Genomic DNA, 22,092 nt, shown 5'->3' on the forward strand with positions numbered 1-22,092 from the left:
GACTCGCCGATGCCTGCCTAGCATGAGGGCGTGACCAGCAGCGCCGTGCCCGAGCACCCCTGGCTGTTGCCGGGGGCGCTGACGCTGAATCCGGCGGCGGGAGCGCGACCGCGACGCACCACGCGGGACTGGATCATCGACAGTCTGTGCTTCCTGCTCGGCCTCGGCTGGGTCGTGCTCGCCACGGCCGATGCGGCCTCGCCCGATCCGGAGATGGCCGAGCCGCTGGCGCAGCCGTGGATGATCACGGCCGACGCGCTGCTCGGGCTGGCCTGCTGCGCCCTGCTCTGGGTGCGGCGTCGGTGGCCGCTGGGCCTGGCCGTCGCGACCCTGCCGTTGACCCTGTTCTCGTTGGCGGCCGCGGGCCCCCTGTTGATCATCTACTTCACCGTGGTGGTGCACCGCCGGGCGGCCGTCGCGCTGGGGGTCACCGCCGCCGGCATGATCACCAACCTCGCCTTCAACTACCTGCGCCCCGAGCCCTCCCTGCCGTACTGGGCGGCCACCGCCTGGGGCGTGGTGCTCAGCTTCCTCGTGCTCGCCTGGGGGATGTTCGTGCGGGCCCGCCGGCAACTGGTCGTGTCGTTGCGGGAGCGGGCCGAGCGGGCCGAGGCTGAGCAGCAGCTGCGGGTGGCGCAGGCCCGACAGCTGGAGCGCACCCGGATCGCGCGCGAGATGCACGATGTGCTCGCCCACCGGATCTCCCTGCTCAGCCTGCACGCGGGCGCTCTGGAGTTCCGTCCGGACGCACCGCCGGACGAGGTGGCGAAGGCGGCCGGGGTGATCCGGGGCAGCGCCCACGCCGCCCTGCAGGACCTGCGCGAGGTGATCGGCGTGCTCCGCGCGGAGACCGGCGCGGAGCGGATTCCGGAACGCCCGCAGCCCACGCTGGCGGACCTCGCGGCTCTGGTCGAAGAGTCGCGGGCGGCCGGGATGCGGGTCGATCTGCGCGATCGGGTGACCGCGGCGGAACGAATGCCGGCGGCACTCGGGCGCAGTGTCTACCGGATCGTGCAGGAGGGCCTGACCAACGCCCGCAAGCATGCCGCCGGGGCCGCGGTCACGGTGGAGCTGATCGGCGAGCCCGGCGCGGGGCTCACTGTCGAGATCCGTAACCGCTGGCCCGTCGGCGGGTCCAGGAGTCCGGAGCTGCCGGGTGCCGGGACCGGCCTGGTCGGCATCGCCGAGCGGGTCAGCCTGGCCGGCGGCCGCCTGGAGTACGGGCGCGACGACTCGGGCGACTTCCGGCTCGCCGCCTGGCTGCCGTGGCCGGCGTGAACGCCCGCGCGGAACCGGTCCGGGTGCTGATCGTCGACGACGACGCGCTGGTCCGGGCCGGCCTGTCGATGATCCTCGGCGGGGTGCCGGACGTCCGGGTGGTCGGGGAGGCGACCGACGGCGCCGAGGTGCCGGCCGCCGTCGAGGCGTACGGGCCGGACGTGGTGCTGATGGACATCCGGATGCCCCGGGTGGACGGGCTGACCGCCACGGAGGCACTGCGGGCGCTGCCCCGGCCGCCCGAGGTGCTGGTGCTGACCACCTTCGACGCCGACGACCAGGTGCTGCGGGCCCTGCGCGCCGGCGCCGCCGGTTTCCTGCTCAAGGACACGCCACCCGCCGAGATCGTCCAGGCGATCCGCCGGGTCGCGGCGGGGGAGGCGACCTTGTCGCCGACGGTGACCCGCCAGCTCATCCGGCACGTGACCGCCGCCGCCCCGGCCGAGGTGGGCGCGGACCCCCGGCGGGACCGGGCGCTGCGGCTGCTGGACGGGCTCAGTGAGCGGGAGCGGGAGGTCGCGGTCGCGCTCGGGCGGGGCCGGACCAACGCCGAGATCGCGGCGGAGCTGTTCATGAGCGTGGCGACCGTGAAGGCGTACGTGTCGCGCCTGCTGACCAAGCTCGAGCTGAACAACCGGGTGCAGGTGGCGCTGCTCGTCCACGACGCCGGCCTGGTCTGAGCGGCGCCGGCCCGTTCGCCGGGCATCTTGCTATCATTTTTGGTTGTATCACTGGTGAGAGTATTGCGGGGGAGCGCATGGCCGGATTCGTGGGACGTACCCGGGAACTGGCAGCTCTCCACGGCATGCTGGGCCGGGTCAGCCGCGGCGGTCGAGCGGGGCGCCCCGGCCGCGCCCTCCTGATGCGCGGACGGCGCCGGGTGGGCAAGTCCCGACTGGTGGAGGAGTTCGTCGACCGTGCCGACGTGCCGTACCTGTTCTTCACCGCCTCCGCGCAGCCGACCGTCGCCGCTGATCTCGCCCTGTTCGTGGAAGCCGCGGCCGGCTCCAGCCTGCCCAGTGCTCACCTCTTCGCCGACCAGCGCCCGGCGACTTGGGATGCCGCCCTGACCCTGCTCGCCACCGCACTGCCGTCGGACCGTCCCAGCGTGGTGGTTCTCGACGAGTTGCCGTATCTGATGGCCACAGATCCCGGATTCGAGGGCACCTTGCAGAAGGTGTTCGACCGGGAGTTGTCCCGGCTGCCGGTGCTGCTCATCTGCGTCGGCTCGGACCTCGCCATGATGGAGGCGCTCAACGACTACGGGCGGCCCTTCCACCAGCGGGCCACCGAGATGGTGATCCCGCCGCTCAGTCCGGCAGATGTGCGGGACATGCTGGGCGTCTCCGCGGCCGACGCGTTCGACGCCTACCTGGTCTCGGGCGGGCTGCCGTTGGTCCTCGACGAGTGGCCCACCGGCGCCTCGCTGCGCGACTACCTGGCCGACGCCGTCACGGATCCCACCTCGGCCCTGCTGGTCAGCGCCGAACGGGCGCTGGCGGTCGAGTTTCCCCCGCAGTCCCAAGCCGATCTGGTACTGCGGGCCATCGGCTCCGGCGAACGGACGTTCTCCCTCATCGCGCGGGCCGCCGGGGACCTGCCGCAGGCCTCCCTCAATCGCGCCCTGCGGCTACTGGTCGCCAAGCGCATCGTCGAGGTGGACACCCCGCTCTCCACCCGGCCGTCCCGGGAGACGCGTTACACGGTGGCCGACTCCTACCTCCGGTTCTGGTTGTCATTCCTCGGCCCCCATTTGCCGGAGATCGAACGGGGACGGGGTGATCTGACGCTGCGCCGGGTCACTACCTCGTGGACGTCCTGGCGGGGACGGGCAGTGGAGCCGGTGGTGCGGGAGTCGTTGCGCCGGCTTCCTGCCGATGGCCTGCCCGGGGACACAGCCGTGGTCGGCGGCTACTGGACCCGTACCAATGATCCGGAGATCGACCTGGTTGGCGCGGACCGGGCACCGGTTGCCCGCCGGATCACCTTCGTCGGGTCCGTCAAGTGGCTGGAGAACCGGCCCTTCGACGCCCATGACCTGGGCCGGTTGCTCATGCACCGCTCCCGGTTGCCCGGCGCGGACGAGCATGTCCCGCTGGTGGCGGTGTCCCGGTCCGAGGCAGCTATGGAAGGTGTGTCGATCATCTCGCCGGAGGAACTGCTCGGCGCCTGGCGGGATTGACGACCGCTCCGGCCGCGGCGTGGCGTCACGCACTCCCGAGCCCGAATGGCGCCCGAGGCGACGCCGACGGCGGCCCGGCCGCAGGGCTCCCCACCCCCTGCGTCGGGCCGCCGTCGACATCGACTCCGCCCTGGTCAGATCCCGCAGCGTGCGGCGGACCACGTGGTCGTGTTCGCGCTCTTGTCGGCGTTGTTCTCCCGGCGCGCGTCCACGTGGACATGGTTGCTGTGGCCCGGGTAGCCGGGGCCGAAGATGCCGCTGAAGCCGTGGCTGCGGGCCTCCCGGGCGATCCGGCACAGCGACGAGGTACGCGAGGTCAGGTCGGCCGCGTTCCCGTAGAGGTGCTGGCTGTCCGACGCGCCGCCGACGCGCCGGTTGCAGGTGAAGCTGCGGAAGCCGCTGTTCACGTGGACGGGCTGGTCGCCAAGGCTGTGGTGCAGCGCCTCCAGCTTCCACATGAGCCGTAGCGCGTTGGCCCGGGTCGCGCTCGCGGAGAGCGGGCCGCCGGTCCAGCCACCGATGCCGCAGCCGTTGTCCAGCTCGGTGTAGCTGAAGTGCTTCGGCGTGCAGTCGTTGTCCTGCAACTCGTAGATCTTGGCGAAGGTCTGCGGGCCGGCGATGCCGTCGGCGCGCAGCCCGTACGCCGACTGGAACCGCCGGACCGCGGCGGCCGTCTCGGGACCGTACCGGCCGTCGACGCGGACGATGTTCCGGTACGCGGCCCAGCCGGCCACCCGGATCTGCAGCTGGCGGACGTCCTCGCCGGAGCGCCCTTGGGCGAGGGTGCGGTTCCAGGTGTAGCACCCGTCGGCGTGGGCCGGGGGCGCGGCGACCACCGTGGCGATCGCGGCCCCGGGCAGGGCCAGCGCGAAGGCGACGGCGATCCGTTTCAAGGTATGGACGCGCACAGATTCCTCCTGATTGGAGTGCGATTGGGGTGCGATCAGGGCGTCGGGTGGGACGTCCCGGCTCATCCACCCTGGCACGGTTTCGATCCATCAGCAGGCTTTTACCCGAATCAGCCTCATAACCGCAGGCAAGGGCTGTTTCTGCAAATTGCACCAATTCTCGGAAACGCCCATTCGGGCGGTCGACACGCGTGCCGGCTCAGAGGGGACGGAAACGGCTGTCGAATCGTGCCGAGGGTGATGTTGCCGGGCGGCCCGCGGCCGGTAACGTCTGCGCCGGGGGGCGGGCACGGCTTCCCGGGCGGCCTTCGCTGGCGGGGGAGGTGGGCGTTGGCGCGGGGTGGCGTCTTCTGCGTCGAGGGGCAGTGGCACCGGGACCTCAACGAGCGCGGCTCCGTCCTGCCCACGCTCGAACTGCTCGAACGGCTGGGCCGGATCCGATTCATCCACAAGGACGCCGCCACCCGCGACGAGCTCTTCTACTTCATCGACCGCTGGCTGCTCAAGCAGTACGCCGACTACCGGGTCGGCTTCTTCGCCATGCACGGCGAACCGAGCCGGCTCTGCCTCACCGACTGGGACTCCGTGGAACTGGCCGACGTGGCCGACCGGATGGCCGGCCGCTGCGACGGGCGGCGCCTCTATTTCGGCAGCTGCTCGGTGCTGCGCGCCTCCGACGCCGCGCTGCGGGAATTCCTCGACGTCACCGGGGCGGCCCTGGTCTGCGGCTTCACCCGCGAGGTGGACTGGGTCGAGTCGGCCGCGTTCGAGACCGTGCTGCTCGACGTGCTGGCCAACGGGCAGCGACACAACGCCGCCGAGCTGCGGATGGGCTCGGCACACTGGGCGCCCCTCGCCGCATACCTCGGCTTTCGGGTGATCTACGCCAACGGCCGGGCCTGGCGGCCGACGGCCCGGCCCCGGGTGCCGGCCCAGGCCACCCCACGCGGGGTTGCCAATCGCCCCCGCTGAGCCCGCGCCGAATCCCTGACCCGGCGGACTGGTAGAACCGACGCATGGCACGCACCATCGCGACCAACACCCGGGTCGACCGGGACGCCCTGATCGAGTTCCTCCGCCCCCGGCACAAGGTCCTGCTGATGACCACCCGCGCCGACGGCCGGCCGCAGTCCTCCCCGGTGTCCTGCGGCGTCGACGCCGCGGGCCGGCTGGTGATCTCCACCTACCCCGAACGGGCGAAGGTGGCCAACATCCGCCGCGACCCCCGGGTCTCCGCCTGCGTGCTCTCCGACGACTGGAACGGGCCCTGGGTGCAGGTGGACGGCACCGCCGAGGTGCTCGACCTGCCCGAGGCCCTGGAGCCGCTGGTGGAGTACTTCCGCAGCATCTCCGGCGAACACCCGGACTGGGACGAGTACCGCGAGGCCATGGTCCGGCAGGGCAAGTCGCTGATCCGGATCACCATCGAGCACTGGGGCCCGATCGCCACCGGCGGCTTCCCCGCCCGGCTGGCCGACTGACCGGCTCAGTAGGCCGCGGTGAACCGCGTGTTGGTGAACCGCGGGTGCTCGATCTCGTCGACGATGACCACCGCCAGGTCCTCGTAGGTGAGCACCGACCGGCCCTGCGCGTCCGTCACCGGGTGGTCGGTGCCCGTGCGGTAGTGCCCGGTCCGTTCGCCGGGGTGGAACTCCAGCGGCGGCGGGGAGAGGTACGTCCAGGTAACCCCGTCGTCCGCGGAGCGGTAGATGGCCAGCGCCTCGGCCTGGCCCAGCGCCGCGTCCCGGTATTCCGCGGGGAAGTCCGGCTCGTTCAGGTAGGGGGTGCCCTTCGACGTCAGCAGCGTCGCCCCGCCACCGACGTGGATCACCCGGGGCGGGTTCGGCAGCTCGCGGAGCGTGTCGACCAGTGTCCGGGCCGCCTCCCGCCACAGCTCCCGCTCGCCGCCGCCGATCGCCACCACGAACACGTCCGCGTCCTCGGCCAGCTCGCGCACGCTGCGCGCCGAGGTGGCGTCGCCGGTGACCGTGCGTACGCCGGGCGCCAGGTAGCTGGTCGCCTCCGGGCGGCGCACCGCCGCGGTGACCCGGTGCCCCCGGTTCATCGCCTCGTCGGTGATCCGCGATCCCGCGGTCCCACCGGCGCCGAACACGACGATGTTGCTCATGCCGCCACCTCGCTCCGCTCGGCGACCGCATGAGGCTCCACGGCACTGCGCCCGATGATTCGCTCGCTGCGCTCGCTCATGGCTGACCACCTCCCCGCCCCAGGTGCCTCGCCCCTCAGGCTAGGGAGCCGATCGCCCGGCCGGTGCCGTAACGGCGATCCCGGCCGGGCGCGGCGAGCCGGGTCAGTCGACCAGCGCGGAGTAGACCAGCTGGCGCAGCTGCGTGCGCAGCGGATAGGTGCTCGACGGCATGAGCTGGGTGAACAGCAACGCGGTGATCTCCTCCACCGGATCCACCCAGAACGCGGTGCTGGCCAGCCCACCCCAGTAGTACTCGCCCACGCTGCTCGGCACCCGGACGGGCACCGGGTCCAGCACCACGGCGAAGCCGAGGCCGAAGCCGATGCCGTCGAGCACCGTCTCGGCGAAGCCCTCCGGCTCGAACGAGGCCAGGTCCCGGCCGTGGGGCAGGTGGTTGCGGGTCATGAAGCGCACCGTCCGCGGCCCCAGCAGGCGTACCCCGTCGAATTCGCCCCCGCGTAGCAGGAACTGGGTGAACCGGTGGTAGTCGGCGGCTGTGGAGACCAGCCCGCCGCCGCCGGAGAACCAGCTCGGCTCGGTCAGCGCGGCCTGGCCGATGCCGTCGTGCCGCGTCGCCTGCCCGGTGGCCGGGTGCGGGGCGTACAGCGCGGCCAGCCGCTTGGCATCCCCCTCGTCGACCCACCACCGGGTGTCGGTCATGCCCAGCGGACGCAGGATCCGCTCGGCGAAGAACGCGTCCAGGCTCTGCCCGGAGACCACCTCGACGAGCCGGCCCAGCACGTCGGTGGAGACGCCGTAGTTCCAGCTCGTGCCGGGCTGGAAGAGCAGCGGCAGCCGGGCCAGCCCGGCCGAGGCCGCCGCCAGGTCCGCACCCGGCGGCACGCCCAGGTCGAAGCCCGCCGCCCGGTACAGGCCGTCGACCACCGTGCTCTGGGCGAAGCCGTACGTCAGGCCGGCGGTGTGGGTGAGCAGGTGCCAGACCCGGATCGGCTCGACCACCGGCACCGTGTACGGCTTGAGCACCGACCCCTTGTCGTAGACCCGGACGTCGGCGAACTCCGGCAGCCAACGGCTGATCGGGTCGTTCAGCTCGAACCGGCCCTCCTCCCAGAGCATCATCGCGGCCACCGAGGTGATCGGCTTGGTCATCGAGTAGATGCGCCAGAGGGTGTCCGCCTCGACCGGCGTGCCGGCCTCCCGGTCGCGCAGCCCGTAGGTCGAGGAGTGGGCGATCTCGCCCCGGCGGGTCACCACGATCTGCCAGCCGGCGAGCCGGCCGTCGTCGACGTACCTGCCGAAATGCTCGTCGATCCGCGCCAGCCGGGCGGGGTCGAATCCGATACGGGCCGGGTCAGTGCTCACTGCGACGCTCACGCCGCCGAACCTACCGGCCGGTACGCCGACCGGGAAGTGTCGGCGGCCACCACTAACCTGGCCGCATGCCGGAGCCGACAGAGGACGTCACCTACCGCCACGAGGACTGGTACGCCGAGGAGTTGGCCGACCGGCACTTCGTCCGCTGCTCCTTCTTCCACGTCGACCTCACCGAGGCGGTCAGCCAGGGCGCCGTGTTCACCGAGTGCGTCTTCGGCAACGTCGCCTTCAACGCCTCCCGGCACACCGACTCGGCCTTCACCCGCTGCACCTTCAAGCGCTGCAACCTGTTCGAGGCCGAGTTCACCGGCTGCAAGCTGGTCGGCAGCAGCTTCGAGCAGTGCGACCTGCGCCCGCTGCGGGTCAGCGGCGGGGACTGGTCCTTCGTCGCCCTGCCCGGCGCCGACCTGCGCGGGGTGCACCTCACCGACGTACGCATGCGCGAGGTGGACCTGACCGGCGCCGACCTGACCGGCGCGACCGTGGCCGGCGTCGACCTCTCCGGCGCCCAGCTGCACGCCGCCCGGCTGGTCCGGGCCGACCTGCGTGGCAGCGACCTGACCGCGCTCGACCCCACCGCCGTGGAGCGGGCCGGGGCGATCGTCGACGCCGAGCAGGCGATCGTGCTGGCCCAGGCGCTGGGCTTCGAGATCCGCTGAGCAGTCCGGAAAATGCGCCGCACGGTGTCAGATTTCCTTGCCAGGCTGGCCCGCATGACATGGTGGTCCGACCTGGTGGCAGCCGAACCCGACTTCGCGGCGCGCGTGCGCGCCCGATTCACCGTCCGCAAGCACGGCACGATGGCGACCCTGCGGCGGGACGGCTCGCCGCGGATCAGCGGCACCGAGTTCGACTTCTCCGACGACGGCCAGCTCCGGCTGGGCAGCATGGCCGGCGCGGTCAAGGCGCTCGACCTGCGGCGCGATCCCCGCGTGGCGCTGCACTGCCCGAGCGAGGACGCCCCGGAGAACGACCCGGCGTCATGGGGCGGGGACGCGAAGATCGCCGGGCGGGCGCACGAGGAGCCGCCCGGCGAGGACGGTTCGCACCGGTTCCGGATCGAGTTGACCGAGGTGGTGCTGACCCGGGTCGGCGACCCGCCGGACCATCTGCTGATCGAGAGCTGGCATCCCGACCGTGGCCTGCGGCGGCGCGAGCGGCGCTGACCGGCCAGCTGTCGGGAACATGCCTCCGCTCGACGGCTACTCGACGATCGAGGCGTGTGTCATCCTCCCTGCGGCGGGCCACCGGGGCGACCGCCGGCGCCGGTGGCCGAGGGAGGGATCGGTGGCTGAGGACGAAGTCACGCAGACCGGTATCCGGGTGGGTGGGTGGCTGCCCGCCGTATCGGCCGAACCGGCGCGGGCACCGGAGCAGGCGTTGACCGGGCCGCGGCGGCTGCCCGCCGACGGCGAGACCCCGTCCGATCCGGTGCCGGTCCGCGACCACCCCGATCCGTCGCTCGTCCGCGACCACGCTCAACCGGCGACCGTGGTCGACCGGCCCGGGGAGGGTGATCCCGAACCGTTCGGGTCCCCGGCCGAGCCGGCCGCACCGCCGGTCACCGGGCCGCGGTCCGGCGCCGTGGCGCCGGCCCGGCACTTGTCGCGGAGCGTCAGAGGTCGCCTGGCCGAGTTGCTCGGTCCGGCGGCCGCCAAGGTACGCATGGCCGTCGGGATCATCCCCGACGGGCCGGTCACCCGGGTCGGCGTGGCCCGGGCCCGGCGGCGCCGGCGCCGGCTGTTGTTCGGGGCGGCGGCCCTGGCCGCGCTGGCGCTGGTGCTGGCGTACGTCCGGTAGGGGCCGGACCCGTGGGCGAGTCGCCCACGCCCGCGGCACCCGAGGAGAAGCCGCCGGCCGCAGAATCGATGCCAGGCCCTGCGCCGCGGAGTCGGCGCACGTCACCGGGGAGGGACAAATGCCCGCGTTCGCGCTCGCCCACCTGCGTACGCCGCAGATCAACGAGGACGTCCTGGAATACCTGGAGAAGATCCAGGCGACCCTCGACCCCTACCAGGGGCGGTTCCGGGTGCACGGCGCTCCGCCGGAGGTGATCGAGGGGGAGTGGCCGGGCACGGTGGTGGTCATCGAGTTCCCGGACGTCGAGCAGGCCCACGCCTGGTACGCCTCCCCGGCGTACCAGGAGATCCTGCCGCTGCGCCTGCGGCACATCGAGGGCTCGGCGATCATCATCCAGGGCGTCGGGCCGGACTACAGCGCCGCGCGCACCGCCGCCCGGCTGCGCCAGGACGCCGGCTGAGGCGGATCCCCCACCCGGGGGAGTCGGTCCCCTCCCGCTCGGGAGGGACCGTGGGCACGGCGGCGGCAGGGTGGGACGCATGACGCTCACCGTGCCGCCCCCGACCGCCGCCGCCACCCGGCGCCGTGCCGCCTGGCTGGCGTACGCCGCCGTGGCCTGGGCGATCGGCTACGGCACGCTGCGCGCGGCCTGGGTGGTGGGGCCCCCGTCGTTGGGGCCGCTCGGGACCGACCTGGTGGTGGTCACCGGCTGGTGGTCCGTGGCGCTCCAGGCCGCTGCGGCAACGGCCGGCGTCGGGCTGGCCCGGGCCCACGCCTGGCGGCCGGCGCTGGCCGCGGCGGCCTGGACGGTCTGCGCCGCCATCCTGCTGTCCTGCGCACTGCTGCTGCTGGACCTGGTCGGTTTCCTCATCCTCGACCTCAGCCCGGCGTTCACCCTGGCCGGGTTCCTCAGCCGAGCCGGTGCGCTCACCGGCGCCGCGCTGCTGCACGCGGCGGCGCTCGCGCACCTTCGCCGATTCCGGGGGGACTGCGGCCGGTGCGGCCGCGCTCGCAGGTCCGGTGGGCCGGCGCCGCGCTGGGCCCGGGTCGCGGCGTGGGCGGCGGTCGCCGGCTGCCTGGTGCGGCTCGCCGCCCAGGTGGCGGTGGGTTTCGGGGACCTGCCGCTGGCGCAGGGCGCCTCGGTGGTGGCGTTCGAGGTGGGGTTCCTGCTCGCCGGGGTGCTGCTGCCGCTGGCCCTGGTGTACCGGTGGGGGACGGTGTGGCCGGGGTGGGTGCCGCTGCTCGCCGGCCGTAGGGTGCCCCGCCTGGTGCCGCTGGCACCGGCGGTCGTCTTCGCGGTGGGCCTGGTCAGCTACTTCGGTGTCGGTCTCGCCCAGCTCGCCGTCGAGACCGCGACCGGCACCGTCGACCTGGGCGACGGGCGTTACCCGCTGGGCTTCTTCTGGTTCGCCGAGTCCGGCTACTGGGTGTGGGGCTGGGGGCTGGGCGTCGCCGCAGTCGGTTATCACCTGCGGACCCGTCGGCCGTGCCGGCACTGCGGCCGGTGACGGCGGGACAGTTTGTCCGTCAGGGGCGCCATGGGCCGTCGTACCTTTCCGATGTCCCCGTTCGACCGTCCCCTGTGGAGGCTGTTCTCATGTGCAGCAGTGCGTCCGTCGTCCGTCCCGTCGGCCTGTCCGGCCCGGGTGACCCGTCCGGCGAGGTGCTCCGGGAGATCCCGCTGCCGCCGTACGTGACCGGCGAGGACGCCCAGTTCGCGGCCCGGGCGGTGGTGGTGCATGCACCGCAGCGCTGGTCGGGCGGGACGATCTGCCGCAATGACGCCAGTCCGCACCCGTGCCGGCTGCACCGCTGGGGACGGCGGGTGCTGGCGCTGCACGGGCTGCCGCCCGCCGAGATCGACGCCCTGATCGAGCGCGGCGACCCGAACGCCGAGCCGCGCCCGCACAGGCCCGGCGCCTGACCGGTGAAGCCCCGGCCCGTCCCGCGGGCCGGGGCTCCACCGGAGTCAGCAGACGATCGGCTTCACCCAGGAGCACTCCCTGCCCTCGGGCGCCCGCGGTGCCTCCGGCGCCGTCGGCACCGTCAGCCGCGCCGTGCTCGTCCCCTTCTCGGTGTACGCGGCCAGCGCGACCGCGATCTGGTCCTCCAGCCCCTTGACCGACGAGGTCAGGTAGTTGTTCAGCACGATGGAGAAGGCCAGCAGGCGCCCGTCCGCGTCGGTGACGTAGCCGGAGAGGCTGGACGCCCCGGTGAGGCTGCCGGTCTTGGCGTGCACGTTGTTCGCGGCGGCCGTGCCGCGCATCCGGCCGCGCAGCGTGCCGCCGACGAAGCGGTCGGCGTTGCCGGCCACCGGCAGCGCCGCGTACCAGGTGTCGAACCAGGGTTCGGCCCGGACGGCGGCGAGCAGCGTCACGAACTGGGACGGCGGGATCATGTTGCGTCGGGAGAGGCCGGAGCCGTCGCGTTGGCGCAGCGTGCCGGTGTCCACTCCGGAGTTGCCGGCGTACGTCCCGATCGCGGCGAGCCCGGCGGACCAGGTGCCGGAGCCGGACAGGACCCGGCCCAGTTCCTTGGTGAGCACCTCCGCGTGGCCGTTGTTGGAGAGTTTGAGGAACGGCACCATCAGCTCGGCCAGCGGCATCGAGTCGTGGCGGGCGATCGTGGTGGCGTCGCGCGGGGTGGCCTCGCCCAGCACCGTCCGGCCGAGGACGCGCACTCCGTGCCGCAGCAGGGCCGACCGGAAGATGTCGGCGGCATACCCGGTCGGCTCCCAGACCGTCATCCAGTCGCTCGCCGGGTCCTCGCCGACCGCGATCTGGCCGGTCACCACGATGGTGTTGCCGCCGTGCTCGCGCTCGAAGGAGATGCTCGTCTCGCCGGTGGCGACCGTCTCGGCCCGGTTGTCGATCCGCAGCCAGCCGTTGGGCGGGGTCATGGTGACCACCGGCGGCGCGCCCGCCGCGCCGGCCGGGGCGGCGTGCACGATCACGGTACCGGCGTCGTAGTCGGTGTCCGGGGCCACGGTCAGCGCCGAGACCTGCGCCGCGTAGTAGTAGGACTCGTCGTCCCAGGTCCAGTCCGGGCCCAGCCGGGTGCGGTCGTAGCGGGTGTCGTCGGCGACCAGGGTCCCGGTCACCACCCGTACGCCCGCGGCGGCGACCCGCGCGGCCAGCTCGTCGTAGTTCTCGGCGAGCATGGTCGGGTCGCCTCCGCCGCGCAGGTACAGGTTGCCGGTGAGCACCCCGGCGCGGCGTACGCCGTCGTTGGCGACGTCGGTGGTGAAGCGGTGGCCGGGGCCGAGCAGTTTCATCGCCGCGGTCGAGGTGAGCAGCTTGGTGTTCGAGGCGGGGATCAGCCGACGGTCACCGTTGCGGTGATAGAGGGTCTGCCCGGTGGCGGTGTCCACCACGACCACGCCCGCCTGCGCCCCGGCCAGCCGGGAGTCGGCGAGGACCGCGTCGATGGTCGCGTTGAGCCGGGTCTGCGCGGGGGTGGGCGACTCGGCGGTGGCGGTCGAGGCGCCGGCCGTGGCCGCGGTGGCGACCACTGCCAGCACGGCGAGCGCCCGCGAAAAGAGACGACGATGCATGTATCGATGCTGCCATGGAGTTTTCTTCCGGAGAAGGCTCTGGAGCGAAAGTTATTGCCGTAATGGTCGCCGCCGAATGGAAGCGCGGCTGAAACTCCGCTGAATACCCACCTCGCGAACCGCAAAACCCCTGGTCAACCCCCTGGTCACCCATTCGGGTGCCCAAGCCACGGCCCCGGTGTCCACTGATCCGGCTCTATTTGACGGATGCCCGCGCAAGGGGCACCGTAGGCCATGAGGGCAGTGCGAGCTGCCCAGATTTGCCCGGCGAAGAGTGATTCGCCGTTCCGGTTCCGGGCCCGGCCGCGTACGGCCGCGTCGACCCGTCCTCGATCCCGAACCTGCCACGAGGAGTCCGCCATGCTGACCATGACCGACAACGCCGTCCTGGTGATCCGCGACCTCGCCGAACAGCAGGACGTCGCCGATGGGGGCGGGCTGCGCATCGCCGCCGACACCGACGCCGGCTCGCTCTCGATCGAGCTGGTGCCGCAGCCGGTGCAGGGCGACCAGGTGGTCGACACCGAGGGCGCCCGGATCTTCCTCGACGCCGACGCCGCCCAGCTGCTCAACGACACCTCCGTCGACGCGGTCGTCGACGAGGAGGGGATCGTCCAGTTCGGCTTCACCACAAAGGAGTGACGACCACCGGTCACCCGGCCCGGCGGTGAGTCTCACTGCCGCGGTGCGGCCGGCCGGAGCGGCCCCGCTCAGGCCCGTCCGCGTGCCACGGCTCGTCGCGCTGCTCCGGCCCGGCGGGGAGCAGCGCCGCCAGCACGTGCGCCAGGTGGTGGGAGGTGCTCCAGGCGATCCAGTTCGCCGTCGTGCCGGCCCCCGCACCCCGCCGGGCCCGGCGCAGGATCTCGTGATCGCCCCAGGAGAAGCCGGCCCCGGCAACCGGCCAGTGCGGCGCCGCCACGAGTGTGCGGCACAGGTCGGCGAAGCGCTCGTCACCCCGGCCGCCCCGCCGCGACCAGCGATACAGCCACCACGCCCCGTCCGTGGTGTAGCGCAGCGTCGGCAGCCGGTCGCCCGGCACGTCCGCGTCCGGCACCGCGCAGCAGACTCCGTAGTCGCCGTAGCCGACGCCGAGGTCGGCCAGCCGCTGCCAGAGCTGCCAGTCGAAGCGGTCCAGGCGGACCGGTTCGTCGGTGGGTAGCCGGGCCAGCGTCGGCGGCATCCCGCCGGCCACCACGGTCACCGAACGCCACGCGTGCCGCCGGGCCCACTCCGCCAGCCGCCGGACCCGGGGCTCGGCCAGCCGGACGTCCGCCGGGCAGCAGACGTCCCCGGCGTCGATCAGCAGGTCGCACTGCTCGGGCACCAGCCGGGCCAGCCGCCACACCCGCTCCACCGCGCCGGTCGTCGCGTCCGGCCCGGCCCGGTCCTGCCCGGTCCGCAGCCGCAGCACCGCCCGCTGGGCGTACGCCTGCGCGGCGGCGCCGTGCGCCACCAGCCGCCGGTGGCTCTCGGCGAGCCCGATCACCGGCACCAGCGGTACGCCCCAGCGGACCAGCTCGCTGCGCGGCCCGTCCGGCAGCGCCGAGACATCGACCGAGGGAAGCAGCCCGGCCGGAAGCCGGCCGACCAGGTCCACGGTGTACGGCTCCACCGCGTGGACGTCGATGACCGGAGCGAGCAGCGGAGCGGTGACCTCGTCGAGATGGGCCAGCGCCTCCAGCTCACCCCGGCGGCCATTGAGTACAGGACGGTAGACCGCATCGGCCGCCCGACCCCCGTGGGCGGGCACCATACTTCAATGTATCGGGCGATTCGCGTTCGCCCACACTTTCGACGGAATCGGGACGTCGTTGACGGCCGATGACCAGCGGTGCCGGCACGGGCGGGCGTCGCCGGGCAGGACATCATTCCTGACCACCTCCTGAGCCGACTGCGTGCTTGCGCGCTGGCACTCCGGGGTCCGGGCAGACGATGTCCGCCCGGGCCCCGGAGCTGTGCGGCGGGCTGCTCAGTCGTCGTCGCGGTTTCGGGGCCGGTCCCCGCCGTGGTCGTCGCCGACGTCGTGGTTGCGGTCGTCGCTGCCGGTGCGGGTGCCGCCGTGGTCGTCACCGCGGTCGTCGGTGCCCGTGCGGGGCCGGTCTCCGCCGTGGTCGTCGCCGACGTCGTGGTTGCGGTCGTCGCTGCCGCTGCGGGCGGCGGTGCGGTCGTCGCCGCGGCGACCGTCGTCGGCCCGCCGCTGCTCGATCTCGACCACGGTGCCGTCACCCCGGTCGACCTTCACCTCGTACGTGGTGCCGTCCTTGGCGACCTTGACGCTCCACACCCGACGGCCGTGCTCCAGCTCGGCCTCGATCTCCACGATCCGGCCGCCGCCGAGCCGGGCGAGCGCGATCTCGCCCGCCCGCTTGCCGCTCACCGCACCGTCGGCGGTGCCGCTCGGCGCCGCCCCGCTGGACGTCGCGTCGTCGTCCGGCTTGGGGTTGTCGTCGGCGGTCTCTGCGGCGAGCGCGGGGCCGGGAGCCGGCGGGTCGGCCGCGGTCACGCCCAGCGCCACACCGGTCACCGCCAGCACCGCGGCCCCGCCGGCCGCCGCCAGGACCAAAGAAGTCCGTCGCATCGTCTCCACCTTTCCTCGGTTGTGCCGTCGAGGATCGGTCCGGAGTGGATAGCGGCGCGCTACCCGCGTGATAAGCCGGGGTTAAGGCCGGGGCGGCCCGAGCCGCAGCAGCACGAGCGCTCCACCGCCGGGGGCGGTCTGCAGCTCCAGCCGCCCACCGCTGGCCCGGGCGGCCCGGTCGGCGATGTCCAGTCCCAGCCCGGTCGAACCCGCGTGGCTGGCGCCCCGCCGGACCGTTCCGGACGGCAGACCCGGGCCGGAGTCGGCGACGGTCAGCGCGACCTGCCCCGCTTCGGGGGCGAGCCGGACGGCGAACGGGGTGCCGTCCGGCGTGTGCGCGAAGACGTTGCCCAGCAGCGCGTCCACGGCTGCGGCCAACTCGTCCTGGGGCACCCCGACCGGCAGCGGGCCGGGCGCCAGGTCGAGGGTGACGGTGCGGCCGGTGTCCTCGGCGAGCACCGACCAGAAGGTCACCCGCTCGCCGACGACCGCCGCCGCGTCGCAGCCGGGCCGGCCGTCCGATGCCGCGCTGCGCCACCGGGCCTGCCGGATCAGGCCGGTGACGGCCCGTTCCAGGCCGTCCACCGCGGTGGTCAGCCGGGCCGCGTCGTCCGGGTCGCGCAGCGACTCGGCCTCCAGCCGCAGCGCGGTCAGCGGGGTACGCAGCCGGTGCGACAGGTCCGCGACCTGCTCACGCTCCTCGCGTAGCAGCACCTGGATCCGGCCGGCCAGGTGGTTCAGCGCGCCGGCGACCTCCCGCAGCTCAGGCGGCCCGGCCGGGGTGACCCGGGCGTCGAGTTCGGCGTTGGCGAGCCGGTGGGAGACCGCGGAGAGTTGGCTGATCGGCCGGACCAGCGTGCGGGCCAGCCGGTCGGCGACCGCCAGCCCGACCAGCACCAGCAGCACGCCGAGCAGGGCCAGCACCAGCCAGGCCCGGGTCACCCCGGCGGTGAGCTCCGACCGGGGCACCACGGTCCGGATCACCCCGGTCCCGGCATCGCGGCCCCGGACCGCGATGACCACCTCCCGGCCGTCGGCCGACTCGACGGTCAGGCTCTGCCCCAGTGCGGCGAGCGCCACCGCGGGCGTCCGTGGCACCGGCGTGCCGAGCACCGTGCCGTCGGGCAGGTACACGCTGACCGGTCGACCCGAGTCGGCGGCGCGCTGCTCGACGGTGAGCCGGATGGTGTCCGGGTCGGCCGTGCCGACCACCGGTACCAGGCTCTGCGCGTCGGCGGTGGCCTGGACGGTCGCCCGGTCCGCGGCGACGGTGCGCAGCAGCAGCGCCAGCGGCACCAGGAAGGCGGTCAGGACGAGCACGCTGACGGCGGCGACGAGCAGCGCCAGCCGGCCCCTCACCGGCTGGCCCCGGGAGCCTCCAGCCGCACTCCGACTCCCCGGATCGTGTGCAGGTAGCGCGGTTCCTGAGCGGTCTCGCCCAGCTTGCGGCGGAGCCAGGACAGGTGCACGTCGACGGTCTTGTCGGCGCCGCCGTACGGGATCTGCCAGACCTCGGTGAGCAGCTCCCGCTTGCTGACCACCTGCCCGGGGCGGCCGGCGAGGTGGTGCAGCAGGTCGAACTCGCGCGGGGTCAGCTCGACCGGGACGCCGTCCAGGCTCACCTGCCGGGAGCGCGGGTCGATCCGCAGCCCGCCGACCACCAGCGCCGCGTCCTCCGCCCCGGAGTCGCCGGCCGACCGGCGCAGCACTGCCCGGACCCGGGCGTCCAGCTGCGCCGCGGTGAACGGTTTCACCAGATAGTCGTCGGCCCCGGCGTCGAGCAGCCGGACGATCTCGCTCTCGTCGTCCCGCGCGGTGGCCACGATCACCGGCACCGAGCTGACCGCGCGCAGCATCCGCAGCAGCTCACGACCGTCCAGGTCGGGCAGTCCCAGGTCGAGCACAACCAGGTCGGGCCGGTCGTCGAGTGCGTCGCGCAACCCGGTCATCGCGGTCGAGGCGGCGGCCACCGCATGGCCGCGTTCACGCAGGGCCCGGATCAACGGGGCACGGATGGTCAGGTCGTCCTCGATGAGCAGCAGCCGGGGCACAGGGTGCACGGTAGCCCGCTGGAGCCGTCCGGGTCAGTCCTAGTCTGGGTTGCCGAGGCGGTCCGGTCTTCGACCGAAGGCCCGATTGAGTGCACAGAAATGTTAGCTGGGCTAATGATGCGGTTCGAGCTGCTCGGGTCGAGGGCTTGGCGGTGCGGGCAGCCCGGTCAGGATGATCGTTCCGATCGGTCGGACCAACGTCCGCCCTGTCGCCGCTGATCTTGACACTGGCTGAGAGGCGGCTCACACTTCCGCCCAACTGTGGCAGCCGGAGGTCGTGCCGGACACTCCCCCACCAAGCGGCCCTCGGGAACCCCCTTGCCTGGAAGGACTCTCATGAGGAGTAGCAGAAAATCGGTCAGAACGGGCCGCTGGTTGGCCCTGCTCGCGCTACCGCTGGCGCTCGCCTTCAGCGCCCCCGGCCTCGCGATGACGTCGGACGGCGAGGTGGCCCCCGACAGGGTGTCGAGTGGTGCGCAGAACGGCGTCGGGCTGATGCGCATCGTGGTCGCCGACAAGTCGGGCATCGATCAGCTCAACGAGCTGGGTGTCGACCTCGCCGAGTACGTCAAGCCGGTCGACAACGGCATCGAGGTGCACGCAATCCTCAGCCCGGAGGAGAGCCAGGCGTTGCGGGACATGGGCTTCGACGTCCAGGACGCCATTTCCGACCAGAACGACTACGCGGAGAACATGACCGAACGGGCCGGCACGATGCGCGCCCTGACGGCTGCGGCGGCCAGCACGGACACCTTGACCATGCTGCGCGCGGAGTGGTTCACCAGCCTCGACAACCAGCTCTTCCTCAACATTGAGGTGAAGTCGAGCGCCGGCACCGACTCGACGACCGTGCTGACGGCGAGCTGGGACAGCGGAGCGGGTACCGAGATCGGCTCCGGTGGCACCGCCACCATGTCCCGGTTCACCGACGCCGGCCAGTACATGTACCACCGGTTCAGCAACCCGGTGGCCATCAGCGCCGCACCGGCCAAGGCAACCATCACCAGCAACAAGGGCGGCTCGGTCACCGTCGACGTGAGCAAGTGGCTGGGCAGCCCGCGCAAGGTCACCGGCAACCACCCGTACGTGTCGGACTTCGTCGACCACTACATGGACGCGACCGAGGTCACCGCGCGGATCAGCAGCCTGGCCGCCGAGTTCCCGAAGCTGACCCAGCTGATCGACCTGCCGTACAAGACGAACGGCTACCGGCGCCAGGCGCAGGCTCAGTTCGGCACCGCCTCGGCGAGCATCGTCTACGTCACCTCGAAGGCGTACGGCTCTGAGGGCGGCAACGACATCACCATGTCGCTGGTCAACCCGGGCGTGGCGAACGCCCCGCTGACGGTCGGCGTGTCCGGCAAGGCCGTCACGGTGAACCTGGCCACCAACGGCTCCGGCGCGATCAGCAGCACCGCGGCGCAGGTCGTCGCCGCGGCGAACGGCAACGCCGACGCCGCGAAGCTGCTCACCGCCAGCACCTACCGGGGTAACGCCGGCGCCGGTGTGGTGGCCGCGGCGGCGGTCACCAGGCTGACCGACAACCTGAAGGCCCCGGCGAGTGTGTCCCGCGACCCGTTCCAGATGAAGGCGCTGCGGATCGGCAAGCAGCGGGACGGCTCGAAGGTCGGCGTCTTCCTCTACTGCCAGGAGCACGCCCGGGAGTGGGTGACCCCGCTGGTCTGCGTGGAGACGGCCGAGCGGCTGCTGCGCAACTACGCGAAGGACCCGAACACCCGCAAGCTCGTCGATGACCTGGACATCTTCATCCTGCCCACGGTCAACCCGGACGGCTCGCACTACAGCATGTACGACTACAACATGCAGCGCCGGAACATGACCAACTACTGCCCGGCCACCTCGGCGGACCCGGCCAACCGCAACGCCTGGGGCGTGGACCTGAACCGGAACTTCTCGATCGGTTCGGTCTACGACGGCTACAACGGGGGCTCGACGAGCTGCACCAGTGACACCTACGCCGGTCCGAGCAAGTTGTCGGAGCCGGAAGCACGCAACGAGGTGTGGTTGGTCGACACCTTCCCGAACATCAAGTTCGCCATGAACAACCACTCCTACGGTGGTTACTTCATGTGGCCCCCGGGCGCGTACAAGACCGCCGGGCGGGAGGTGCTGCCGCGGGTGGACCAGGGCACCGAGGCCTTCTTCTGGACCTCCTCGGACTACATCCTCTCCCGCGTGCAGGAGCACCGAGGCACCGGGATCTGGCCGGGTCGCACCGGGCCGGTGACCGACGTGCTCTACTCGGCGGCCGGTAACAGCGCCGACGAGCACTGGTACAACCGGGGCATCATCGGCTGGGACTTCGAGGTCGGCGCGGACGTCTACAACCCGACGACCAAGCGGTTCACCGCGGTCGGCTTCCAGCCGTCCTTCGCCGAGGGGCACGAGGAGGCGATGGAGTTCGCCAACGGCAACATCGCCATCCTCGATGTCGCCCGGTCCTACGCGACGGACAAGCTCCAGCCGCGATCCGAGCTGAAGACCGTCAAGCAGGAACCTGGTGCCACAACCTTTACCTTCACCACCAGCGAGCCGGCGAACGTCTACTACACGCTCGACGGCAGCCGGCCGACGTTCGACTCCCCCAAGCTAGCGCTGGCCGGCATGCGGGAGGGCAACCAGACCCTCACGGTCAAGGGCAACACCACCGTCAACTGGTTCTCGATCGACATCGCCGGCAACGTGGAGAGCAACTACAAGCCGGACGGCAACGGCAAGAACTACAACAAGCAGACGGTAGCCATCCAGTAATCAACATCGATGGGAAGCGGTGGCCGTCGACCTCCGGTCGGCGGCCACCGCCGTTGTCCCGGCATGCCCGGCTCGGCTTCGTCCCCGCAGCCACCCCGATCACGCCCATCTCCGCTACCCACCGGAGCAACCGATGCACACCCACACCCGGCCGACCTCCCGGCCGCCGGTCGACCCGTCCCGCGACAGCGCGACCCGACGCCGGACCCTGCTGCTGCTCACGCTGATCCTGGCGCCGTTGGCCGCGGCGACGCTGCTCGGGATGGTGCTGCTCTGGCCGGACGGCAAGCCGGCGAGCGGTAGCGCCACCGCGAGCGCGCCCAGCCGGAGCCATCCCGAGGCGACGGTGCAGAGCGTCGCGACGTACGACTGCCCCGCCGGCAGTCAACAGCCCGGACCAGACGGCCGGCAACAGATGGTGACCTGCGCTTCGGTGCAGGCCCGGTTGGAGACCGGGCCGGAAAGTGGCGGCAGCGTGGCCGTCGACGTGCCGGCGGAGGTCTACCGCGCCGGCCTCGAACCCGGTGATCGGATCAAGCTGGTCCGCGTCTTCAACCACCAGAGCGGCCCGGCCATGTACGCCTTCTACGACTACTCCCGGACCCTGCCCATCTCACTGCTCGCGGCGGCCTTCGCCGTGGTCGTCATCGCAGTGGCCCGGATGCGCGGGCTGAAGGCCCTGATCGGGCTCGGCTTCGCTTATCTGATCATCGTCAAGTTCATGCTGCCCGCGCTGCTGACCGGTGAATCCGGCCTACTGGTCGGCGTGGTCGGCTCGTCGGCGATCATGTTCGTCGTCCTCTACCTGGCCCACGGATTCTCGGTGCGCACCACCTCCGCGCTGATCGGTACGCTGTTCGGCCTGCTGGCCACGGCCGGTATCGGGCTCTGGGCCACCAGCGCCGCCCACCTGACGGGCCTCGGTGACCACGACAGCGGTGCGCTCGCCCTCTTCGACACCCGGATCAACTTGCCGGAGATCGTGCTCTGTGGCGTCATCGTCGCCGGACTCGGCGTGCTCAACGACGTCACCATCACCCAGTCCTCGGCCGTGTGGGAGCTGCACGAACTGGGCTCGAACAGCTCCGCCCGACAACTGTTCGGCAGTGCCATGCGGATCGGCCGCGACCACATCGCCTCGACCGTCTACACCATGGCCTTCGCGTACGCCGGGGCGGCCCTACCCGTCCTGCTGCTGATCAACGCCTACGACCGCCCGCTGCTCAACGTGCTCACCACCGCCCAGATCGCCGAGGAGATCGTCCGGACGCTGGTCGCCTCCATCGGTTTGGTGCTCGCGATCCCGCTGACCACGGCGGTGGCCGTCGCGGTCGTCAAGGCCATCGGGAGCGCCACACCGACCCCCGCCCCGACCCCAGGCGGGATGCCGACCGCCACCGCCGCCGGATGACTAACTCGGCCGAAC

General features: G+C 72.4%; 22 protein-coding genes. 14 read left to right on the forward strand and 8 right to left on the reverse strand.

All coding sequences use genetic code 11. The annotated features are described in order from the left end of the window. Positions 1-30 precede the first annotated feature (30 nt). From ACFYML_RS07695 to ACFYML_RS07705, 3 genes are all read left to right on the forward strand, one after another. Complete coding sequence (locus ACFYML_RS07695; protein ID WP_387419832.1) at positions 31-1,278, forward strand: sensor histidine kinase; 1,248 nt, start codon at positions 31-33, stop codon at positions 1,276-1,278. Further along, the gene (locus ACFYML_RS07700; protein ID WP_387420009.1) at positions 1,257-1,958 is read left to right on the forward strand and encodes a response regulator; all 702 of its coding nucleotides are present in this window, start codon (positions 1,257-1,259) and stop codon (positions 1,956-1,958) included. The genes ACFYML_RS07695 and ACFYML_RS07700 overlap by 22 nt, the downstream gene beginning before the upstream one ends. A 77-nt stretch (positions 1,959-2,035) precedes the next feature. Continuing rightward, positions 2,036-3,460 (forward strand): ATP-binding protein, encoded by a 1,425-nt coding sequence (locus tag ACFYML_RS07705; protein ID WP_387419833.1) that lies wholly within the window; start codon positions 2,036-2,038, stop codon positions 3,458-3,460. A gap of 134 nt (positions 3,461-3,594) precedes the next feature. Here ACFYML_RS07705 and ACFYML_RS07710 read toward each other — a convergent pair whose 3' ends face one another. Next, positions 3,595-4,368 (reverse strand): D-Ala-D-Ala carboxypeptidase family metallohydrolase, encoded by a 774-nt coding sequence (locus tag ACFYML_RS07710; RefSeq protein ID WP_387419834.1) that lies wholly within the window; start codon positions 4,366-4,368, stop codon positions 3,595-3,597. Between the two features lie 330 nt (positions 4,369-4,698). On the opposite strand from ACFYML_RS07710, the gene ACFYML_RS07715 reads away from it, so the two are divergent. Together ACFYML_RS07715 and ACFYML_RS07720 are read left to right on the forward strand one after the other, a co-directional pair. Beyond that, positions 4,699-5,340: a DUF6642 family protein gene (locus ACFYML_RS07715; RefSeq protein ID WP_387419835.1), complete on the forward strand. Its 642-nt coding sequence runs from the start codon at positions 4,699-4,701 to the stop codon at positions 5,338-5,340. Between the two features lie 44 nt (positions 5,341-5,384). Beyond that, the gene (locus ACFYML_RS07720) at positions 5,385-5,849 is read left to right on the forward strand and encodes a PPOX class F420-dependent oxidoreductase (protein ID WP_073832324.1); all 465 of its coding nucleotides are present in this window, start codon (positions 5,385-5,387) and stop codon (positions 5,847-5,849) included. 5 nt (positions 5,850-5,854) lie between these two features. Here ACFYML_RS07720 and ACFYML_RS07725 read toward each other — a convergent pair whose 3' ends face one another. Next, positions 5,855-6,496: an NAD(P)-dependent oxidoreductase gene (locus ACFYML_RS07725; RefSeq protein WP_387419836.1), complete on the reverse strand. Its 642-nt coding sequence runs from the start codon at positions 6,494-6,496 to the stop codon at positions 5,855-5,857. A 183-nt stretch (positions 6,497-6,679) separates the two neighbouring features. Then, on the reverse strand, positions 6,680-7,912 hold the full coding sequence (locus tag ACFYML_RS07730; protein ID WP_387419837.1) for a serine hydrolase domain-containing protein: 1,233 nt from the start codon (positions 7,910-7,912) through the stop codon (positions 6,680-6,682). 65 nt (positions 7,913-7,977) lie between these two features. On the opposite strand from ACFYML_RS07730, the gene ACFYML_RS07735 reads away from it, so the two are divergent. From ACFYML_RS07735 to ACFYML_RS07760, 6 genes are all read left to right on the forward strand, one after another. Then, positions 7,978-8,571, forward strand: coding sequence for a pentapeptide repeat-containing protein (locus ACFYML_RS07735; RefSeq protein WP_387419838.1), 594 nt, complete (start codon positions 7,978-7,980; stop codon positions 8,569-8,571). A gap of 54 nt (positions 8,572-8,625) precedes the next feature. Then, positions 8,626-9,078: a pyridoxamine 5'-phosphate oxidase family protein gene (locus tag ACFYML_RS07740; protein WP_387419839.1), complete on the forward strand. Its 453-nt coding sequence runs from the start codon at positions 8,626-8,628 to the stop codon at positions 9,076-9,078. Between the two features lie 121 nt (positions 9,079-9,199). Then, complete coding sequence (locus ACFYML_RS07745; protein WP_387419840.1) at positions 9,200-9,712, forward strand: hypothetical protein; 513 nt, start codon at positions 9,200-9,202, stop codon at positions 9,710-9,712. A 118-nt stretch (positions 9,713-9,830) separates the two neighbouring features. Next, on the forward strand, positions 9,831-10,172 hold the full coding sequence (locus tag ACFYML_RS07750) for a DUF1330 domain-containing protein (protein WP_357434107.1): 342 nt from the start codon (positions 9,831-9,833) through the stop codon (positions 10,170-10,172). A gap of 79 nt (positions 10,173-10,251) precedes the next feature. Beyond that, positions 10,252-11,220, forward strand: a complete 969-nt coding sequence (locus ACFYML_RS07755) for a hypothetical protein (RefSeq protein ID WP_387419841.1) — start codon at positions 10,252-10,254, stop codon at positions 11,218-11,220. A gap of 89 nt (positions 11,221-11,309) precedes the next feature. Continuing rightward, on the forward strand, positions 11,310-11,636 hold the full coding sequence (locus ACFYML_RS07760) for a hypothetical protein (RefSeq protein ID WP_387419842.1): 327 nt from the start codon (positions 11,310-11,312) through the stop codon (positions 11,634-11,636). A gap of 45 nt (positions 11,637-11,681) precedes the next feature. On the opposite strand, the gene dacB is transcribed toward ACFYML_RS07760, so the two are convergent. Then, the gene (gene dacB / locus ACFYML_RS07765; protein WP_387419843.1) at positions 11,682-13,265 is read right to left on the reverse strand and encodes a D-alanyl-D-alanine carboxypeptidase/D-alanyl-D-alanine-endopeptidase; all 1,584 of its coding nucleotides are present in this window, start codon (positions 13,263-13,265) and stop codon (positions 11,682-11,684) included. 360 nt (positions 13,266-13,625) lie between these two features. Between dacB and ACFYML_RS07770 the strand changes: the two genes are divergently transcribed. Further along, on the forward strand, positions 13,626-13,907 hold the full coding sequence (locus ACFYML_RS07770) for an iron-sulfur cluster biosynthesis family protein (RefSeq protein ID WP_357434098.1): 282 nt from the start codon (positions 13,626-13,628) through the stop codon (positions 13,905-13,907). 10 nt (positions 13,908-13,917) lie between these two features. On the opposite strand, the gene ACFYML_RS07775 is transcribed toward ACFYML_RS07770, so the two are convergent. From ACFYML_RS07775 to ACFYML_RS07790, 4 genes are all read right to left on the reverse strand, one after another. Then, complete coding sequence (locus tag ACFYML_RS07775) at positions 13,918-15,018, reverse strand: hypothetical protein (RefSeq protein WP_387419844.1); 1,101 nt, start codon at positions 15,016-15,018, stop codon at positions 13,918-13,920. 216 nt (positions 15,019-15,234) lie between these two features. Then, entirely contained in the window at positions 15,235-15,843 is a 609-nt protein-coding gene (locus tag ACFYML_RS07780) for a PepSY domain-containing protein (protein ID WP_387419845.1), read from the reverse strand. Positions 15,844-15,924: 81 nt separating this feature from the next. Continuing rightward, entirely contained in the window at positions 15,925-17,202 is a 1,278-nt protein-coding gene (locus tag ACFYML_RS07785) for an ATP-binding protein (protein ID WP_387419846.1), read from the reverse strand. Then, positions 17,199-17,894, reverse strand: coding sequence for a response regulator transcription factor (locus tag ACFYML_RS07790; protein ID WP_387419847.1), 696 nt, complete (start codon positions 17,892-17,894; stop codon positions 17,199-17,201). The genes ACFYML_RS07785 and ACFYML_RS07790 overlap by 4 nt, the downstream gene beginning before the upstream one ends. A 336-nt stretch (positions 17,895-18,230) precedes the next feature. On the opposite strand from ACFYML_RS07790, the gene ACFYML_RS07795 reads away from it, so the two are divergent. Together ACFYML_RS07795 and ACFYML_RS07800 are read left to right on the forward strand one after the other, a co-directional pair. Further along, positions 18,231-20,666 carry a M14 family zinc carboxypeptidase gene (locus ACFYML_RS07795; protein WP_387419848.1) on the forward strand — a complete coding sequence of 812 codons (2,436 nt, stop codon included), beginning with the start codon at positions 18,231-18,233 and terminating at the stop codon, positions 20,664-20,666. A 133-nt stretch (positions 20,667-20,799) separates the two neighbouring features. Further along, complete coding sequence (locus ACFYML_RS07800; RefSeq protein WP_387419849.1) at positions 20,800-22,077, forward strand: YibE/F family protein; 1,278 nt, start codon at positions 20,800-20,802, stop codon at positions 22,075-22,077. Positions 22,078-22,092: the final 15 nt, after the last annotated feature.

Source organism: Micromonospora sp. NPDC007230 (genome assembly GCF_042869115.1).
Taxonomy (GTDB): domain Bacteria; phylum Actinomycetota; class Actinomycetes; order Mycobacteriales; family Micromonosporaceae; genus Micromonospora.

Bases quoted from the DNA above. Each gene is read 5' to 3' on its own strand.
- ACFYML_RS07705 (WP_387419833.1), top strand. From the start codon at position 2,036: ATGGCCGGATTCGTGGGACGTACCCGGGAACTGGCAGCTCTCCACGGC.
- ACFYML_RS07720 (WP_073832324.1), top strand. From the start codon at position 5,385: ATGGCACGCACCATCGCGACCAACACCCGGGTCGACCGGGACGCCCTG.
- ACFYML_RS07725 (WP_387419836.1), bottom strand. From the start codon at position 6,496: ATGAGCAACATCGTCGTGTTCGGCGCCGGTGGGACCGCGGGATCGCGG.
- ACFYML_RS07735 (WP_387419838.1), top strand. From the start codon at position 7,978: ATGCCGGAGCCGACAGAGGACGTCACCTACCGCCACGAGGACTGGTAC.
- ACFYML_RS07740 (WP_387419839.1), top strand. From the start codon at position 8,626: ATGACATGGTGGTCCGACCTGGTGGCAGCCGAACCCGACTTCGCGGCG.
- ACFYML_RS07750 (WP_357434107.1), top strand. From the start codon at position 9,831: ATGCCCGCGTTCGCGCTCGCCCACCTGCGTACGCCGCAGATCAACGAG.
- ACFYML_RS07755 (WP_387419841.1), top strand. From the start codon at position 10,252: ATGACGCTCACCGTGCCGCCCCCGACCGCCGCCGCCACCCGGCGCCGT.
- ACFYML_RS07760 (WP_387419842.1), top strand. From the start codon at position 11,310: ATGTGCAGCAGTGCGTCCGTCGTCCGTCCCGTCGGCCTGTCCGGCCCG.
- dacB (WP_387419843.1), bottom strand. From the start codon at position 13,265: ATGCATCGTCGTCTCTTTTCGCGGGCGCTCGCCGTGCTGGCAGTGGTC.
- ACFYML_RS07770 (WP_357434098.1), top strand. From the start codon at position 13,626: ATGCTGACCATGACCGACAACGCCGTCCTGGTGATCCGCGACCTCGCC.
- ACFYML_RS07775 (WP_387419844.1), bottom strand. From the start codon at position 15,018: ATGGTGCCCGCCCACGGGGGTCGGGCGGCCGATGCGGTCTACCGTCCT.
- ACFYML_RS07780 (WP_387419845.1), bottom strand. From the start codon at position 15,843: ATGCGACGGACTTCTTTGGTCCTGGCGGCGGCCGGCGGGGCCGCGGTG.
- ACFYML_RS07795 (WP_387419848.1), top strand. From the start codon at position 18,231: ATGAGGAGTAGCAGAAAATCGGTCAGAACGGGCCGCTGGTTGGCCCTG.
- ACFYML_RS07800 (WP_387419849.1), top strand. From the start codon at position 20,800: ATGCACACCCACACCCGGCCGACCTCCCGGCCGCCGGTCGACCCGTCC.